Origin of the sequence: Enterococcus sp. FDAARGOS_553 (genome assembly GCF_003812305.1) — a bacterium.
Lineage (GTDB): Bacteria > Bacillota > Bacilli > Lactobacillales > Enterococcaceae > Enterococcus_D > Enterococcus_D gallinarum.
This window is the reverse complement of record NZ_CP033740.1, coordinates 1,974,057-1,990,039: the sequence shown is the minus strand read 5'-3', so window position 1 is coordinate 1,990,039 and position 15,983 is coordinate 1,974,057. Positions and strand designations below refer to the sequence as shown.

Genomic DNA, 15,983 nt, shown 5'->3' with positions numbered 1-15,983 from the left:
GTCTCACTCCTTTTTGATTTGGTAAAAGAATACTTTTAAGTAATTCCCTTCTAAAAAGTTAGGATCAACTGCAAAATCACTTGGTAGTCGATATTCTTGTGTACATTGATACGTGACTTGTGCCTGATCCATTGCTTCTTCGATCATTTGTTGAAATTTCTTTGGGGAAAGGTTGGCAGCATTCGTTGAAGCAATCAACAAGCCTTCCTTGTTCATAATCGCCAAACTATCCGTAACCAGTTCACCATAATTTTTTGCGACAGAAAAGACTTTTTTCTTGTTGCGGGCAAAGCTAGGCGGATCTAAAATGATCATATCAAAGGTCAGCTCTTTTTTCTTGGCATACTTAAAATAGCCAAAAACATCCATCACATGAATCTTCTGTTTTTCTGGATCAAAGCCATTGATTGCAAACTGCTCTTTGGTCTTCTCCAAACTGCGCTTGGCAAGATCAACACTCGTTGTCTTTGTCGCACCGCCCATCGCAGCTGCAACAGAAAAAGCACCGGTATAACTAAACATATTGAGCACTGTCATGCCTGCTGACAGCCCTTCGGCGAGTTGTCCGCGTACTTCCTTTTGATCAAGGAAAATCCCGGTCATCAGTCCCTCATTAAGATAGGTAGCATAGTGAACGCCATTTTCTTTCACAATTAGCGGTTCGGGCGCCTCCTCTCCATAGACGGCTGCTGATTCTGGCAGATCAGAGTCAAAGCGGATTTTTTCAACCGCTCCTTTGACTTCTGGAAAAACTTGTTGGAACGCTTGGATCAATAGAGATTTATTTTGGTACAATGTTTCGTTATACCAAGAAAATACGGCAAATTCTCGATAGAGATCAATCGTTAATCCACCTAAGTGGTCGCCTTCTCCATTAACGATACGAAAAGCATCTGTTTCTTCACTGCCATAGTAAGCACTTCTTTTGGCTTTGGCTTTTGCAAAAGCTGCTTCAAAAAAGTCCTTGTTGATCGGACAATCTTCAAAAGCCAATACCCAGCCGATGCCTTTATTCTGTTTCCCTAGATAGCCGGTTCCGACAATTTTCCCTTGCGAATCGACAAAAGAGACCCAATCCTGTGTGTCTTTGACTTGCAGGAGATCATCTTCTTGGATCAATGGGTTTTTTTTATGGAATTTTTTGATTCCTTTTTTGCTTAAATTCATTTTCATCGTTTATCTGCTCCATTCATTCTATTGATAAGTATAGCAAAAACCTGTTTCTTTGTCTGTATTCTTGAAAGTAAAGAAATACTTAATTCCGCACCACGACAGGGAATTCGATTGACACTGTTTCGATGGACTAGTAGAATATAGGATGATGTAAATTCGAATCTTATTCGTTTAAGCTGGAAAGAGAGAGGAAGATTCCCTTGAAAAAAAATAGAGTATCCACTTTTGTGAATACAAGAATGGGCTTTTTTTTCATATTGGCCCTATTATTTTGGTTAAAAAATATCTTTGCTTATTTGGTGGACTTCCACCTTGGGATTGAAAGCACTGTGCAATACTTCATCTTATTTATCAATCCAATCGCAACAACTTTATTTTTACTTTCGATCGCACTGTATGTGAGACGAACAAAAGCAGCCTATATCACCATGATCGCCATCTATTTCTTGATGACACTGCTACTGTTCTCAAATGTCAGTTATTATCGAGAGTTCACGGATTTCATTACCATCAATACGATGCTTGGTGCCGGAAAAGTTGCTAGTGGTCTGGGAGAAAGTGCGATTCGTCTTTTCAGACCTTACGATTTATTGTACTTCGTGGACTTCGTCATTTTGATTGCCGCTCTCGTTATGAAGAAAATCAAAATGGATCAGCGTCCCGTTAAAGCTCGGATGGCTTTTGCTATTTCAACATTGGCAGTAATGATCTTCTCAGGAAATTTATTCTTAGCCGAAGCAGATCGTCCAGAATTATTGACTAGAACTTTTTCTCGTGATTACCTGGTCAAATATTTAGGGATCAATGCATTTACTGTTTATGATGGTGTGCAGACGTATCAAGCTTCTCAAGTTCGAGCAGAAGCTAGTCCCAATGATATGAACGAAGTCGAAAGTTATGTCAAGCAGCATTATGCAGAACCTAATGACGACATGTTCGGGATCGCTAAAGGAAAAAATGTCATTTATGTCCATTTAGAAAGTACACAACAATTTCTGATCGATTATAAATTAAAAGATGAGAATGGCGTAGAACATGAAGTGATGCCATTCATTAATAGTTTGTATCATAGTAAAAGCACATTTAGCTTTGATAATTTCTTCCATCAAGTCAAAGCTGGAAAAACCAGTGACGCGGAAACACTTTTTGAGAATTCACTCTTTGGTTTGAATCAAGGGGCTCTCTTCACGCAACTTGGCGGGAAGAATACCTTTGAAGCAGCACCAGATATTTTAGGACAAACACAAGGCTACACATCAGCCGTTTTTCACGGAAACACTGGTACCTTCTGGAACCGAAACGAGACTTACAAACGCTTTGGCTATGATTACTTCTTCGACGCTTCTTACTATGATGTCAACGAAGATAACTCATTCCAATATGGGTTGCATGACAAACCGTTTTTTGAACAATCAGCGCAATACTTGGAACGGTTGCAACAACCATTTTACGCCAAATTTATTGCTGTCTCTAATCACTACCCATACTCTGAATTTACCAATGATGAAGGTGGCTTCCCGTTAGCAACAACTTCTGATGAAACGATCAACGGGTACTTTGCTACTGCCAACTACTTGGATCGAGCAGTTGAAGAATTCTTCAACTACTTGAAAGAATCTGGTTTGTATGATAATTCTGTGATCGTCTTATACGGTGACCACTACGGTATTTCAAATTCGCGAAACAAAAACTTAGCAGAATTGCTTGGTAAAGATAGCGCTAGCTGGTCTAATTTTGATAATGCAGCCTTACAGCGTGTCCCTTACATGATCCATATTCCTGGACAATCGAAGGGCGGAATCAATCATACGTACGGTGGTCAAGTGGATGCTTTACCAACCTTACTTCATCTGTTAGGTGTAGATACTTCGAAATATATCCAATTAGGTCAAGATTTGTTCTCGAAACAAAACGAACAGCTCGTTGCATTTAGAGACGGTGACTTTGTTACACCAGAGTATACTTATTACGGAGGCGTCCTTTACAGTAACAGTACTGGCATGGCGATCCCAAGTCCTTCTGCAAGCTTACAAAAGCAAGTGGATGAATGGAAAGCCAAAGTTGATAAACAACTGTCGGTCTCTGATCAAATTAATAATGGAGATCTGTTGCGCTTCTATGCGAAAAGCGGATTGAAAGAAGTCGATCCAGATAACTATGATTACAAAAATTCCTTACAAAAATTGAGTGCCAAAGAAAAAGAACTCGGTGCCGATTCAACGAGTGTCTTCTCAAAAAATGGTGAGAAATCGACCGTCGATTTGTATCATACGAAGACCTATAAAGAATACGAAGAAATGGTCAAAGAGACCGATAAATAAGCTTCAATCAAAAGTACCGCTAGCGTTTGATCGCTCGCGGTACTTTTTTGCACAAAAAATCAAGAAGTCTCCGCTGACTTTCTTTTTTTTGTACAAGAACTTCATACTTTATTCAAACTCCCCTTTTATACTAGATAGTAGAATGAGGTGAATTGAATGAAAACTTTTCGTTTTGCTGTAGCCAGCATTCATTATCATAAAAAAGCATTGATCCTCTATGGATTGTTGACCTTTTTTGCCGTGATTGGTTTAATCATTAGTGATACTCTGCTCCACTCATTGAACCAATTATTTACACAAGCCAAAGATTATTTGATTGGCGAAGAAATGCCGGCAAAAATCGCACAAGAGATCCAAACGATTGCATCTATTTATCAGAATCTTTTTCTGTTGATCTTCATCAGTTTCCTATTGGTTTTCACAGGTTTCATTATTTTTTACCAACGAATGAAAAGAAAGGAATTTCAGGCATGGCTGATGAGCGGAGCTTCCTCGCGGCAATGGGTAGGAATGCAGCTCTTGGAAGTCCTCCTGCCACTGCTTGCAATCATCGTCCTCGTCTTTGCATTGCTGATTCTATTTCAGCCTTTCTTTCAACGAGAAATGATTACCAGTCATATCACAACTTTCGACAGAGAAGATGCCTCCTTGCAGATTTGGCAGTCGGTCAATAGCCAAACAACAGCGGATTTCGGCATTACGATTCCACAAACAAGCCAAGCATTCATTCAGAATGTTGAATTGAACAGCAATGAATGGTTGTCAATGATTCTAAAAAGTTTACGCCAAACCTTTGTCCTACTCGTTGGTTCAGTCTCAATCATTACGTTAGTCGTCGTCACCAGCCACTGTTTTTATTGGAGGAATCAGCAATGGAAAAACCAAAAAATCAACTAAACATCCCAGGTCTTTTCTATCTTGCAGCCAATGACCTTGCTGCGAAAGAGACGTTGGCACACTTTCTGCAAACTAACCAAGCGGTTACCATCGAGCCAAAATGGCAGTATGTCCCCTTTCTATCATTGAAAGATAATCTTTCCTTAGCCAATAAAAAAGAAAAACCTTTGGAAGAGCTGTTAACTGCCGTTCATTTAGAACCGACTTTTTTGAAAAGATCCTTAGATGAACTCACTTCTTTAGAAGAAGTTAAAGTACAATTGTTACTGGCACTTTTATTGGAAAAACCGGTCATAGTTTTAGAGACTCTTTCAAAAAATTTACATACCGCCGACATCCAAGCCCTTCTGCCTTTATGCAGTCAACTAGCAAAACAATTTCAGCTATCGATCTATTTAATGAATGAAGATGAACGCTTGGCTCATACCCCCTATATCACAAAACAATGAGACTTTTCTATTTTATAGGTACACAAAAAGGAAACCATCGATGACGATGGTTTCCTTTTTGTCTATCACTGCATAAAAGCATACTGTATGTTTCTAGCTTATTCTTCTATTTCGATATCGGGAAAAGTCACTTTGAAGGTCGTTCCTTGCCCCAATTCGCTATCGACTTCGATTTTACCTTTGTGGAGGCGAACCAACTGTTCCACTATCGATAACCCTAATCCCGATTCACCAAATTGTCGATTTTTTCGAGAAGGATCAACTTTATAGTAGCGATCCCAAATATTTTTGACTTGTTCTTCGGACATACCGATTCCTGTATCAGAAATCTCAATGATCGTTTCTAGATAGCCTTTTTCGATTCGCACGCGGATCTCACCATCTTGTGTGAATTGAATCGCATTTTGGAGTATGTTAACCATAATTTGAACAAACCGGTCATAGTCGGCATAGACGTCGATCGACTCCTCTGTTTCCAGAATCAAACGATCGTTTGCGACTTCTGCTTTGCTTTCCAATTGCGTCAACAGATTGGTCATTGTCTTGGTCGCATCAAACTTCTTAATGACCATAGAAATCTGATTGGTTCTGATTTTTTCATAATCCAGATTTTCATTCACTAAACGAATCAAACGATTGGTCTCATTTTTCATCAAGCGTATCGCATTGTCTCGCTGATTCTCTGGAATTGCATGGTATTCTAATCCTTCTAGCAACCCATTGATAGTGGTTAAAGGCGTACGCATTTCATGGGAAGCATCAGCCATAAATTGCCGTCGTCGTTCTTCCTGACGCTCAATTTCTTCATGCGACTCTTTCAATGACTGGGACATTTGGTTAAAGTCTTCTGCCAATTCATCAAATTCATCGCGATTATGAACAGGTAATGAGATGTCAAAATTTCCATTCGTAATTTCTTTGGTTGCCCGCTTCATCCGATTGATCCGTCGAACTTGGAAAGTCGCGAATAGATAACTGATCAATAGCGAAACAATGATCGAAATCAAGAAGACTTTGAATAAGTTCTGATTAAAAGCACTGACTAGATTCAAAATATTGCTGGCAGATTGTGAAACCACCATCACGCCATAAAAATCCGTCCGATTAACAGAAAAAGGAATCAACACATAGGAAGTCAACTCTCGTTCGCCGAATAAATTGGTATTCGAAGTCATTTGTAATCGACCACCATTTTGCAATGACTGCCAATCTGATTCTGAAATGCTAAAGTCGACCGCTCGTCCCGCCGTATCTAATGGATAGATTTGTTCTTTCGGACTTTTAAAAAAAGCAAAAGAAATATCTTGATTGCTCAGAATATTTTCAGCAAGATGTAGTGAATACTGCAAATATTCATCTCGCGTCATGTTCTGCTGAAAAAATTCTGAGTCACTGATCTGGGAAATTTTTGCTACGGAAGAGGCATACCCCATCAATTGCTCGTAATTGCGCTCTTGCAACGTCTGTCTGGTCATTTGGGTAAACGCTACTCCAATCGTCATCAAAATGACTAGAATCACAGCAAAAAACGCAATCAATTGTTGATAAAGATACCGCATTAGGCAGCACCTGCATCATCAAATTTGTAGCCAACTCCCCAAACAGTCTGAATCACTTGCGGTCCCACTTTTTCAATTTTTTGCCGCAACTTTTTGATATGCGCATCGACGGTACGCTCGTCACCAAAATATTGATAATCCCAAACCAACTCTAGTAATTGTTCCCGGGAAAAGACTTGTCGCGGTTTTTTCGCTAATGTATAAAGCAAATCAAATTCTTTGGGCGTCAGACCATCGATCAATTTGCCGTTCAAATAAGCCTCCCGAGTCTTGGTATTCATTTTAAAGTGATCGGTAACGATATCAAATGTCGTGTCTGAAGTCTCAGAACTTGCCTTCTCAGCAATTTCACTCCGTCGATGCAGGGCTTTGATACGAGCAATCAATGTTAATGGACTAAATGGTTTCGTCACATAATCATCCGCGCCCATTTCCAGCCCAATCACTTGATCACTTTCTGAATCACGGGCAGTCAGCATAATAATGGGCACTGTATTAGAAATCTTGCGAATCTCTCTGGCAACGATCATTCCATCCATGGTAGGCAAATTTAAATCCAGCGTGATCATATCCCATTTTTCTGGAGTTTCGGCAAAAGCTTCCAGTCCCTCTTTGCCATCATATTTGAAAGTCGCATCCCAACCTTCATTCAAAAAAAACATTTGCATCATTTCTGAAACAGATTCATTGTCTTCAATCATTAGAATATTCATTGTCTTCACCCCTATGTTGTTCATCAAATTGTTGCAGCTTTTCTTCGATCAAACCAAAAATCGGTACAATAAACCAAGGAATTGCAATCATTTCTAAGAGAAAGAAATTGGTCCATCCCTGCCACTTCAGTAGGATTCCTATCAATGTCATGACTCCCCCAAACAGCAGAAAATACCGCGTACAGATCTTTTGTGCATACTGCCAATTTCGTTCATTCTGTTTTGCTAAATAAGAACGATAGCCGTAGATAAAATTGATTTTCTTTGAAGGGAGAATCAAAAAAACAAAACCGATCAAAAAGAAAATCGCTCCAATCACTAAAAAAATCATATTCCCACTCCATTCTTTCTCTAGTATACTCGAAAACCTCCTATCTACCAACAACTTCACGGTTTCTTCATAAAGGTTTGCGTTTTTAGCAATCTTTGTTAAGATTGATTTTGTAACTGTCAATAAGAGTAGGAGAAAACTGTATGAATTATAAAGCTTTAGCATTTTTTGATTTAGATGGCACACTACTAGATGAACACTCCCAGATCACCCCCGAAATTTCTGAGGCCATGCATCGCTTACGCCAAAATGATGTTTTACCAATCATTGCAACCGGCAGAACGGAAACAGAAGTTCTTGCTATTCGTGAGGCTGCTGGGATCACCTCAAATATTGTCATGAATGGGGCATTCATTCGTATCGATGGCAAAGAAGTGTTTTCAGACACATTAGATAAAAATCTCTGCGCACGGATGTTGGAAGCCGTGAGAGATCATGGCGACGAACTTTCATATTATAACGAGAATGGTTACTGGGCAACTGGACACAATGATGAGATGATCGAGGCTTACAATTATGTCCGCAGCCCCCTTCCAGAAATCGATCCATTCCGTTATGAAAAAGACCGGATCAATATGATGCTCGTATTAGGTATCGCCAATGAAACAGTCTATAAAGAACAGTTCCCTGAATTGACTTTCTACCGCAATACACCTTTTTCAATTGATGTCGTGAAAAGCGGCACCTCTAAAGGAACGGGAATTAAGACATTAGTGAACTTACTAAATCTCAAAGATGTGCCAACATTTGGCTTTGGTGACGGTAGCAATGACTTCGCTCTTTTAGAAGCTTGCGACTATAAAATTGCCATGGGTAATGGCTTGCCAGAACTAAAAGAGATTGCTGATTTTGTTACTCTTAAAAATACTGAAGGCGGCATCGTGCATGCCTTGAATCATTTTGAATTGATCTAAATCTTTGCATATAGCGCAAATTATGTTATACTAGTGGTTGGTAGCGATACCCCTTTTATCAGGGGGATGTTACGGATTCGACAGGCATAGTTGAGCCTGAATTGCGCTTCGTAGGTTACGTCTACGTTAAAACGTTACAGTTAAATATAACTGCTAAAAACGAAAACTCTTACGCTTTAGCTGCCTAAAAACAGTTAGCGTAGATCCTCTCGGCATCGCCCATGTGCTCGAGTAAGGGTCCTATTCTAAGTGGGATACGTTTTAACTTTCCGTCTGCAAGTTAAAAAAGAGAACATCAGACTAGCAATACAGACTGCCTGTCACTCGGCAAGCTGTAAAGCGAATCCTTAAATGAGCTGACTATGAGCGTAGATTTTTAGGTAGCAATATGTTTGGACGCGGGTTCGACTCCCGCCATCTCCATAGACTAAAATCGAGAAGATTTTCGTAGTTTTTCCAAAGTGAGATGAACCTTGTTTCTACGAGGTTCATCTTGCTTCTTTTTTATTTTTAACCTGTCTTCTCTGAGATTATCAGTTAACAGTCAAGCTGACCAGCATCGCGACAGATGCATTCTTTTAGTCGCTTGTATAAGCAAAGAAGCCTCCTTACTCACAAATCAAGCAAGCGGGCTTCCCTTTGATCAAGCAAATTTATCCTTAGTGTGCTGGAAATTTATTTTAACTAAAATAAGAGAAAAAAACGAAAAGAAAACATCTCTTTCTTACATATATTTTTCTACTTCGTCCAACTCTTTTTGTAATTCTTTCTCATCATACGTTTCGTATTTACCTGCTTCGTGTGCAATCTTCTTGATTTCATGAATCGCTTTTTTCTCAACAATCCACTTCTTCATACTATGTTTTTTAGCATCTGCTTCTAGAGAATCCAATTCTGCTAAATTAGAATCTAACTTGTCCAAAACTTCTCCGATTTTTAACAATGCTTTTGATTCTTTTTCTTCATAGTTTGCCATAGATAACACTCCTTATATATTTGATAAAACTATCTTACGATCATTCTTAAATATTTTCAAGTTAAATGATTCACTAAAGGTTAATGGTACAGATAGCAATAAAATAAACTTTTCAGAGCAAGCATTTGCTCTTACTCATCAGATTGTGAGGGAGTGATCGTATCTTTTATTAGGGGAACCCTTTTCTTATTACTATTTGCTTTTTTACTTAAAATTACTAACGGACTATTTTGGGCTCGATTTCTAACCGAGTTTTAACTGATAGAAATGATCGAAGATATGAGATCGAGCGTAAAGCAGGCAAGTTTTTCTCCATTTTATTTTTAACTATATCCCGCCGATTTTTAGTGATTTCGCTATTATTTTAAGGCTGACATCCCTCGTTAAATAAAATTATTTGGCTTATTTAGTGATAATTTTTTAGATTTCCATTAGTCCGCTATTGTGGCGAATAATTGGCTTTAGCTCAGAATGATACTTGCATCGCTATAAAGGAAGAGTAATCGTGAAACAAAATATTGCTCTTGTCATAAATGATTACGATGAAGCAATTGAATTTAGACTGAAAAGCTTGACCACACACTGATCGAAGATACGTATCAGCCTGAACAAAACAAACATTGAGTTGTACGATCACGCCAGAATTCACCATGGGAGGATCCTATCAAAACATGGTGGACGAAATTTCGTCCATTTAATACAAACTAGCTGATATCATGATAAAATACAAAAACGAAGAGTATTAGGTGTCTACAAAAAGTCTTCCCCAAGCCTTTTGTCCTAATACTCTTCTATGATTAATGCATGTTGCTCCTTAAAGATATTTGAAATAAACCATTTTTGCAACTATTTCGAACAATAGATACGAGTTACTCATTCAATTGTTTTTTGTTTTGTCCTGTCTACTTACATAGAACTTCGTTTTTATCCTACAGATCGGCACGTATGCTTTGTAAAAAACATCTTTTCTTCCAAACGTATATTAATTAACTAAAGGGTCTTTTAAAAAAAAGGCATCCCTATAAATAAAAGGAACACCTGATGTAGCGTATCAACTTAAGAAAATATATAGTGTCTTGTTTTCAACAAATTTATTGATTCTGCCAATCTGCCGGGAAAGTGACATAAACAAAGCGGGCTTCTTCTGCGACTGAAAACTGTATTTTGCTATTTTTAGGAATTAAAATGAGCTCACCTGCACTGGCAGAGACTTTCCGTCCATCAATAATAATATCTAATTTGCCAGAAATAACATAGTCGATTTCATCATAATCGAGCGTCCAGTCAAATGTTGTTTCTTTCATTACCATCAATCCACAACCTAGACGAGGACTCTCTTCGAGTGAGAACAAATCCTTTGTATAAACAATATCATTGGGGTTCCCTGTATCCAAACGATCTTCTTCAGAAACAGTGATCTCTGGTAGCTTGATCGATGCAACACCGCTAGGATCCACTTGTTTTGTTGGCATCAATTGTTCAGTTACGATTTGACGAACCAAAGTTTCGATCATTTTACGATTAAACTCTGTCATATTTTCACCTCATTATTTTGTTTCTATTTCTGGTTTCCCTAACATACGATTAGCCATAAAAATCGCTACAAAAATAGCAGTTATCCCACCGACTAATTTACCGATGATCATAGGAAAAATCATTTCTTTTGCTACCCCGGCCGTAAAGCCTAGATGATCGCCTAAAACAAAAGATGCAGAAACAGCGAAAGCAATGTTGATGATTTTTCCTCTGTTATCCATATCTTTCAACATTTGGAACATTGGGATATTATTTGCTAATGTTGCCACCATACCGGCAGCAGCCACTTCATTCATCCCTAAAACTTTCCCTAATTTCATTAACGGTTTGTTAAACACTTTCGTAATCACAGCAACCAAACAAAATGCCCCAGCTAAAGTCAATGCGATGCTCCCTACGACTTCGATTCCTTCTGTAACAGGTGCAATGTCAGGAATGACTGTAATTCCCACAAGTAACTGAATCGCTCCGACAATCAAACCGATAATCGCAACGATGACAACACCTTGACCAAAAATCTGGAATCCTTTGATCATACCGTTTGGTGCCAACCATAATCCCACGATGATCAATGCAGCAACGATAATGATAGGTAGCAAGTTAGGAAGGATCATAGACATTGGCATTCCTGCGGTTAAACCACCGGCCAATAACCCGAAAGGAATGGTAATAATTCCACTTAACACCCCTGTGGCTAAAAACTGTTGATTTTCTTTTTGAATAATCCCCAACGCAACAGGAATGGTGAAAACAATTGTTGGTCCCATCATAGCCCCAAGGATTGCTCCAGCAAATAACCCTGCTTGAGGATCATTTGCTAATTGCTGTGCCAGAGCAAATCCCCCCATATCATTTGCTAGTAGTGTTGTCGCGAACATTGCCGGATCAGCACCCAGCAATTCATAGACGGGAACAACGATAGGACTTAAAAGATTCGCCAAGACCGGGGCTAACGTGATGATCCCTACCATTGATAACGCTAAAGACCCCATCACCATGATACCTTCTTCAAATTGTTTTCCAAGTCCTAATTTATTCCCGATGCATTTATCAATGCCTCCAATGATCATAAAAAGAACCATAATATACATAATAATTTCATTAATGCTCATAGATTCAACCTCCTTATTCTTCCTCTGCAGCATCGATGACGCCAACGATCATTGCGTCAATAGGTACTTCTGAATTTTCAGCAGAAATTCGAGCAGCATTGCCTTGACTGATCAATACTTTATCGCCAATTCCTGCGCCAGCATTATCCGCTGCAATAATAAAGCCTTGTTTTTGTTCTTCTTGATTCAAAATGTCTACCATCATAAATTTCCACCCGTTTAATTTCTCGTCTTTTCTTGTAGACCACAAACTGCCGGTAACTTTTCCTAAAAGCATGCTTTTTCCCCCTTTATAAGCAACTTTTGAGTGCGCGCATAATCTTGTGCTAATGGTGTCAATTGCGCATTCTTTATTGGAGGAATGCGGTATTCTAGCATTTTTTTCAATTGTTTTTCGGTGATGAAGGTCCGCTTAGGCAATGCCTTAGGCACTGATTTTTTCTGACAGGATTTCCAAAAATCAGCATAGTCTTGCGGGGAGCGATAGAATGTCAGACCAAACTGCTGACATTTGTCTCGATATTCTTGAATTGTCTTTTTCACTTGATATTTAAGCGGTGTTTCTTTCGGAATTGCTGGCAAAGTTTCTAAAACAAGAATTGGTTTTCCTTGTAACAAAAATGAAAGTATTCTTCGGGTCAATAGATCGTTTTCTTGCAGTAAAGCAATACTGGACATTTGAGAAATCGTTAGTTGTTTCACAATCATTCCAGCCGACTCTTGATCTTCACCGGTTCTCCACTGAACAGTGGGAAACTGGGTATATAATTCGGCAGGAATCTCTTTTTTCTCTTGCGAAAAAGCAAGAGAAAGGGTAGGCTTTGGGAGTTGCTGACAGATACGATCAGTAATTTGTTGAACCAGTTCTTCTATTTCAGAAGCTTTCATTGTCCAACCTTCTCTTACTTAATGATGTAACCATGAACACCTTTTGATAAACCACAAGCGTTTGCTTCATCATAATCAATATGCATATACGTCGCGAAATGAGGACTGACACGTATCACTACATCATCAAAAATCAATGGTCGCGTACCTAGTACTTTTACTTGGACGATTTGTCCGTTAGTCACATTGTTTGCTAGGGCATCTTCTGGTGTCATATGGATGTGTCGTTTTGCCACGATCAATCCGCGATCTAATGAAACAGTCGTTGCGCCATTCATCAATGTCACCCCTGGTGTTCCTTCAATCTTTCCACTTTCTCTAACAGGCGCGTTAATACCTAAAATTCGGGTATCTGTCATTGACACTTCGACTTGTGCTTCCTTACGTTCAGGACCTAAATTCACGACATTTTGGAACAGTCCTTTTGGTCCTGCAACAGTGATTCGTTCTTTACATACATATTGACCAGGTTGTGACAAATCTTTTACTTTCGTTAACTGATACCCTGATCCAAATAAATGATCGATTTCTCGACGAGACAAATGGACGTGACGTCCAGAAGCTTCTACTTCAAATGTGTGATTTTGTAGTTGAATTCGTTTGATAACTTCTTCAACAATTTCATTGATTGAATCCAATGTGTTCATCTCCTAGTTCAGTTTTACTACAGTCATTGTTTGGATCAACGCATCCGCCCATTCTTGGAAATACTGATAGCGCCTATCAGGCTTTTCTTCGAACAAGAATAGGATTTTGTTCAATTGAAGTTGGATTTCCTTTGAAGAATAATCCCATTGTCTTCTCTGACTGCTCTCTATCACTACTTGCTCTTGATCAATCGCTTGTTCAATCACCGAGAATTTTCCTTGAATGATATTCTCCAACCAAGCTTGTTGTTTCTCAAAGTACAGCCATAGTTCTGCAGGAAACGTGTCATCTCTCAACATAGGAAAATAAAGAAGATGCTTCAAGTGCTGTATTTCATATTCTATCTTTCGTGATAGTGACTTTGTTTTGATCGAGGAGGTCCGAATAGGACAACTATCGGCTCTTTTCTGAGTACTTGTTGTTACGCTAGTGATGGCTTGAATACTGGTACTTGTCGGTATATTGACAATCGTGATCCCGGCATCTTCTACTTGCTGCCAGACACTTTCAGAACTTGCTAAATTAATGTCATTCACATAGACGATTTGCGGTTTCAATGCAATCAATTTTTCTGCATCAATCGCCATCATATCCATTTGAGGTAATGCCTGAAGCGCTTCATTCAGTGACCCGCTTTGCATGTCAACAGCAACCAATTCATTCGTTTTTCCTATATCATCAATAACTTCTGTTACTGATGGAACCAGTGAAACGATTTTAGTTGCCTCTTTAGGCAATGAGATCTCTTTCCCACTACGGTCTTTCGTCGGCAAATTTTGTTCTGTTTTCTCAGTTGAAGCCGTAGCTTCGTTTTCTTGTTTGCCGCAACCCGCTAATCCAATCCCAGCAACTACTCCGATGGTCATGATCGTCATTAGAATTTTTTTCATCTTTTTTTCCTCGCATTCAACTTTTTTTGAATTTTTTCTTCCAACCCTTACGGATAAATCGATTATTCTTCTTTCCTACGGTTTGTCTATCCCTCCTTTTACTTTGTATCAAAAAACAAAAAAACCACTTTTCCTTTAATAGAAAAAGTGGTTCATTAACAGTACTAACAGTAGATCAAGCCAGTTATCGTCGAAGCCCCTTCTTTTTCCTACAAAAGAATGAATAGACTTATCAAGCCGGTATCCTGACTTAGCTTCTTCTTACTCCCAATCCTTCCAGAATAGAATCATTCTGTGGTTCTATTGGTTTCATCCACCATACAGTAGGTAGGTCTGTAGAGGATTCACACCTCTTTCCCTGACACTTCATAAGTATACGTTTATTGTATCTTCTTTGATAGCTAGTTTTCAAAAGGATTAGCAGACGTCCTTGTCCACTAATACACCCTCATTATAGCGTTTGCGAATATTTTGTCAATCCTCTTAACATCTTACGGGAGGTTCGATAGCATAAGAGATACAAAGATTGTGCTGGCTAGCAAATAAATCAGCTTTCTTTATGCCCTGTAAATCAAAAAAATTTTTTATTAAAAACAGGGTTTCTTTGATCAGCCAACTCATTTTATCTGCTAGATACTGGAGGGTTCCCAGTTTTTTTCTTTCGCCGCTTATACCACCAAATACAAAAAACGAGGAAGCCGCAGGCAGTAAAAAGGAGGATCCACAGAAACTGCTGTTGTTGCTGTTTGACTTTCTTTATGTCATCAGTGACTTTCGGATGATAAGGAATCCGGTGTCCTCTTACCAATAATCGATGACTATTGATCATGTAGGGAGTGCAGGTCAACAATGTGACAAGATCTTTACCAGATTCAATCTGAAGGTCTTGTGTATCGGTGGGGACAACAGTTTTGATTTGATCGACTTGATAAACGAGTGTTTCGCCGTAGACTTCTAAATAAAACTCATCGCCTTCCTGCAATTCTGGCAAATCAGTAAATAGTTTTGCTTGCGGCAATCCACGATGACCCGAAATGACGGCGTGGGTGTTTTTGCCTCCTGTAGGAAAAGAAGTCCCTTCCAGTAATGAGCTGCCTTTTTCCAACAATGCTGAATTGGTCTTGTCAAAAATAGGGACTCGTACATTGATTTTGGGAATCGTTAACACACCGATCGTATGGCTTTCAAAATACGATTTATCTGGTTTTTTACTGATTTTCTCTGCTTCAGAGAATGGATCCAGTCCGGGGGAGCCGCCTTCTTTGGCTAGCTGTTGATTTTTGTCGATCTGCGCTTGCAACTTCGCCATTGCGGCGGCATTTTCTTGATTTGCTTCTGTTTGGTAATGCGCAATGATCTGTTGGTCCAAATAATTATTCAGTGCATCGCTAATGAATGGATAGGAAAAAATCCCTACACCAATCAACAACAAAAGGATCATCAATCGATCGACTATCTGGTGTCCTCTTTTTTGTTTCATCATTTCCTCCTCAAAAAAATTAAAGGAGCTGTGACAAAAGACTTGTCACAGCTCCGTTTTCCGAACAAGTGGTTCAACAAGCGGTTAGAATCAGCT

Annotated in this window: 16 protein-coding genes, 1 other RNA gene and 1 riboswitch; of the genes, 5 read left to right on the top strand and 12 right to left on the bottom strand. The window is 39.0% G+C overall.

The annotated features are described in order from the left end of the window. Window positions 1-3: 3 nt before the first annotated feature. On the bottom strand, window positions 4-1,173 hold the full coding sequence (locus EGX73_RS10035; protein WP_005472001.1) for a class I SAM-dependent rRNA methyltransferase: 1,170 nt from the start codon (window positions 1,171-1,173) through the stop codon (window positions 4-6). Between the two features lie 239 nt (window positions 1,174-1,412). Between EGX73_RS10035 and EGX73_RS10030 the strand changes: the two genes are divergently transcribed. The 3 genes from EGX73_RS10030 to EGX73_RS10020 all read left to right on the top strand — a co-directional run bounded on the left by EGX73_RS10030 (window position 1,413) and on the right by EGX73_RS10020 (window position 4,840). Then, a complete protein-coding gene (locus EGX73_RS10030) occupies window positions 1,413-3,494 on the top strand; it encodes an LTA synthase family protein (RefSeq protein WP_123867082.1) in 2,082 nt (693 codons plus the stop codon). A 156-nt stretch (window positions 3,495-3,650) separates the two neighbouring features. Beyond that, a complete protein-coding gene (locus EGX73_RS10025) occupies window positions 3,651-4,391 on the top strand; it encodes a hypothetical protein (protein WP_123866918.1) in 741 nt (246 codons plus the stop codon). Further along, window positions 4,367-4,840 (top strand): hypothetical protein, encoded by a 474-nt coding sequence (locus tag EGX73_RS10020; protein ID WP_021149538.1) that lies wholly within the window; start codon window positions 4,367-4,369, stop codon window positions 4,838-4,840. Before EGX73_RS10025 ends, EGX73_RS10020 begins: the two co-directional genes overlap by 25 nt. A 98-nt stretch (window positions 4,841-4,938) precedes the next feature. On the opposite strand, the gene EGX73_RS10015 is transcribed toward EGX73_RS10020, so the two are convergent. The 3 genes from EGX73_RS10015 to EGX73_RS10005 are packed head-to-tail and all read right to left on the bottom strand — an operon-like array spanning window position 4,939 to window position 7,443. Further along, window positions 4,939-6,399 carry a HAMP domain-containing sensor histidine kinase gene (locus EGX73_RS10015; RefSeq protein WP_060815285.1) on the bottom strand — a complete coding sequence of 487 codons (1,461 nt, stop codon included), beginning with the start codon at window positions 6,397-6,399 and terminating at the stop codon, window positions 4,939-4,941. Beyond that, a complete protein-coding gene (locus EGX73_RS10010; protein WP_003127824.1) occupies window positions 6,399-7,112 on the bottom strand; it encodes a response regulator transcription factor in 714 nt (237 codons plus the stop codon). Before EGX73_RS10010 ends, EGX73_RS10015 begins: the two co-directional genes overlap by 1 nt. Beyond that, window positions 7,093-7,443: an SdpI family protein gene (locus EGX73_RS10005; RefSeq protein ID WP_003127822.1), complete on the bottom strand. Its 351-nt coding sequence runs from the start codon at window positions 7,441-7,443 to the stop codon at window positions 7,093-7,095. The genes EGX73_RS10010 and EGX73_RS10005 overlap by 20 nt, the downstream gene beginning before the upstream one ends. A gap of 143 nt (window positions 7,444-7,586) precedes the next feature. Here EGX73_RS10005 and EGX73_RS10000 point away from each other — a divergent pair, with 143 nt between their 5' ends. Together EGX73_RS10000 and ssrA are read left to right on the top strand one after the other, a co-directional pair. Beyond that, complete coding sequence (locus EGX73_RS10000) at window positions 7,587-8,357, top strand: Cof-type HAD-IIB family hydrolase (RefSeq protein WP_003127820.1); 771 nt, start codon at window positions 7,587-7,589, stop codon at window positions 8,355-8,357. Window positions 8,358-8,419: 62 nt separating this feature from the next. Further along, window positions 8,420-8,783, top strand: a transfer-messenger RNA (tmRNA) gene (gene ssrA, locus EGX73_RS09995). Between the two features lie 298 nt (window positions 8,784-9,081). Here ssrA and EGX73_RS09990 read toward each other — a convergent pair. The 8 genes from EGX73_RS09990 to EGX73_RS09955 form a co-directional block, all read right to left on the bottom strand. Next, window positions 9,082-9,333 (bottom strand): hypothetical protein, encoded by a 252-nt coding sequence (locus EGX73_RS09990; protein ID WP_005471992.1) that lies wholly within the window; start codon window positions 9,331-9,333, stop codon window positions 9,082-9,084. Window positions 9,334-10,424: 1,091 nt separating this feature from the next. Next, window positions 10,425-10,868 (bottom strand): cupin domain-containing protein, encoded by a 444-nt coding sequence (locus EGX73_RS09985; RefSeq protein WP_003127755.1) that lies wholly within the window; start codon window positions 10,866-10,868, stop codon window positions 10,425-10,427. Between the two features lie 12 nt (window positions 10,869-10,880). Beyond that, a complete protein-coding gene (gene eutH, locus EGX73_RS09980) occupies window positions 10,881-11,981 on the bottom strand; it encodes an ethanolamine utilization protein EutH (RefSeq protein WP_123866917.1) in 1,101 nt (366 codons plus the stop codon). Window positions 11,982-11,994: 13 nt separating this feature from the next. After that, window positions 11,995-12,258 carry a EutN/CcmL family microcompartment protein gene (locus EGX73_RS09975; protein WP_123866916.1) on the bottom strand — a complete coding sequence of 88 codons (264 nt, stop codon included), beginning with the start codon at window positions 12,256-12,258 and terminating at the stop codon, window positions 11,995-11,997. Then, window positions 12,249-12,869 carry an ethanolamine utilization protein gene (locus tag EGX73_RS09970; protein WP_123866915.1) on the bottom strand — a complete coding sequence of 207 codons (621 nt, stop codon included), beginning with the start codon at window positions 12,867-12,869 and terminating at the stop codon, window positions 12,249-12,251. Before EGX73_RS09970 ends, EGX73_RS09975 begins: the two co-directional genes overlap by 10 nt. A 14-nt stretch (window positions 12,870-12,883) precedes the next feature. Continuing rightward, window positions 12,884-13,516, bottom strand: a complete 633-nt coding sequence (gene eutD / locus EGX73_RS09965) for an ethanolamine utilization phosphate acetyltransferase EutD (protein WP_096710921.1) — start codon at window positions 13,514-13,516, stop codon at window positions 12,884-12,886. A gap of 3 nt (window positions 13,517-13,519) precedes the next feature. Further along, complete coding sequence (locus EGX73_RS09960) at window positions 13,520-14,407, bottom strand: ABC transporter substrate-binding protein (protein ID WP_029487123.1); 888 nt, start codon at window positions 14,405-14,407, stop codon at window positions 13,520-13,522. 217 nt (window positions 14,408-14,624) lie between these two features. Then, a riboswitch (cobalamin riboswitch) is annotated at window positions 14,625-14,791 on the bottom strand. Window positions 14,792-15,029: 238 nt separating this feature from the next. Continuing rightward, the gene (locus EGX73_RS09955) at window positions 15,030-15,887 is read right to left on the bottom strand and encodes a class C sortase (RefSeq protein ID WP_123866914.1); all 858 of its coding nucleotides are present in this window, start codon (window positions 15,885-15,887) and stop codon (window positions 15,030-15,032) included. Window positions 15,888-15,983: the final 96 nt, after the last annotated feature.

Excerpts from the sequence above, each read along its gene's own strand:
- EGX73_RS10010 (WP_003127824.1), bottom strand. The coding sequence starts at position 7,112 with ATGAATATTCTAATGATTGAAGACAATGAATCTGTTTCAGAAATGATG.
- EGX73_RS10020 (WP_021149538.1), top strand. The coding sequence starts at position 4,367 with ATGGAAAAACCAAAAAATCAACTAAACATCCCAGGTCTTTTCTATCTT.
- EGX73_RS09970 (WP_123866915.1), bottom strand. The coding sequence starts at position 12,869 with ATGAAAGCTTCTGAAATAGAAGAACTGGTTCAACAAATTACTGATCGT.
- EGX73_RS10015 (WP_060815285.1), bottom strand. The coding sequence starts at position 6,399 with ATGCGGTATCTTTATCAACAATTGATTGCGTTTTTTGCTGTGATTCTA.
- EGX73_RS10000 (WP_003127820.1), top strand. The coding sequence starts at position 7,587 with ATGAATTATAAAGCTTTAGCATTTTTTGATTTAGATGGCACACTACTA.
- EGX73_RS10025 (WP_123866918.1), top strand. The coding sequence starts at position 3,651 with ATGAAAACTTTTCGTTTTGCTGTAGCCAGCATTCATTATCATAAAAAA.
- EGX73_RS10035 (WP_005472001.1), bottom strand. The coding sequence starts at position 1,173 with ATGAAAATGAATTTAAGCAAAAAAGGAATCAAAAAATTCCATAAAAAA.
- EGX73_RS10005 (WP_003127822.1), bottom strand. The coding sequence starts at position 7,443 with ATGATTTTTTTAGTGATTGGAGCGATTTTCTTTTTGATCGGTTTTGTT.
- EGX73_RS09985 (WP_003127755.1), bottom strand. The coding sequence starts at position 10,868 with ATGACAGAGTTTAATCGTAAAATGATCGAAACTTTGGTTCGTCAAATC.
- eutH (WP_123866917.1), bottom strand. The coding sequence starts at position 11,981 with ATGAGCATTAATGAAATTATTATGTATATTATGGTTCTTTTTATGATC.
- eutD (WP_096710921.1), bottom strand. The coding sequence starts at position 13,516 with ATGAACACATTGGATTCAATCAATGAAATTGTTGAAGAAGTTATCAAA.
- EGX73_RS10030 (WP_123867082.1), top strand. The coding sequence starts at position 1,413 with ATGGGCTTTTTTTTCATATTGGCCCTATTATTTTGGTTAAAAAATATC.
- EGX73_RS09990 (WP_005471992.1), bottom strand. The coding sequence starts at position 9,333 with ATGGCAAACTATGAAGAAAAAGAATCAAAAGCATTGTTAAAAATCGGA.
- EGX73_RS09955 (WP_123866914.1), bottom strand. The coding sequence starts at position 15,887 with ATGAAACAAAAAAGAGGACACCAGATAGTCGATCGATTGATGATCCTT.
- EGX73_RS09975 (WP_123866916.1), bottom strand. The coding sequence starts at position 12,258 with ATGCTTTTAGGAAAAGTTACCGGCAGTTTGTGGTCTACAAGAAAAGAC.
- EGX73_RS09960 (WP_029487123.1), bottom strand. The coding sequence starts at position 14,407 with ATGAAAAAAATTCTAATGACGATCATGACCATCGGAGTAGTTGCTGGG.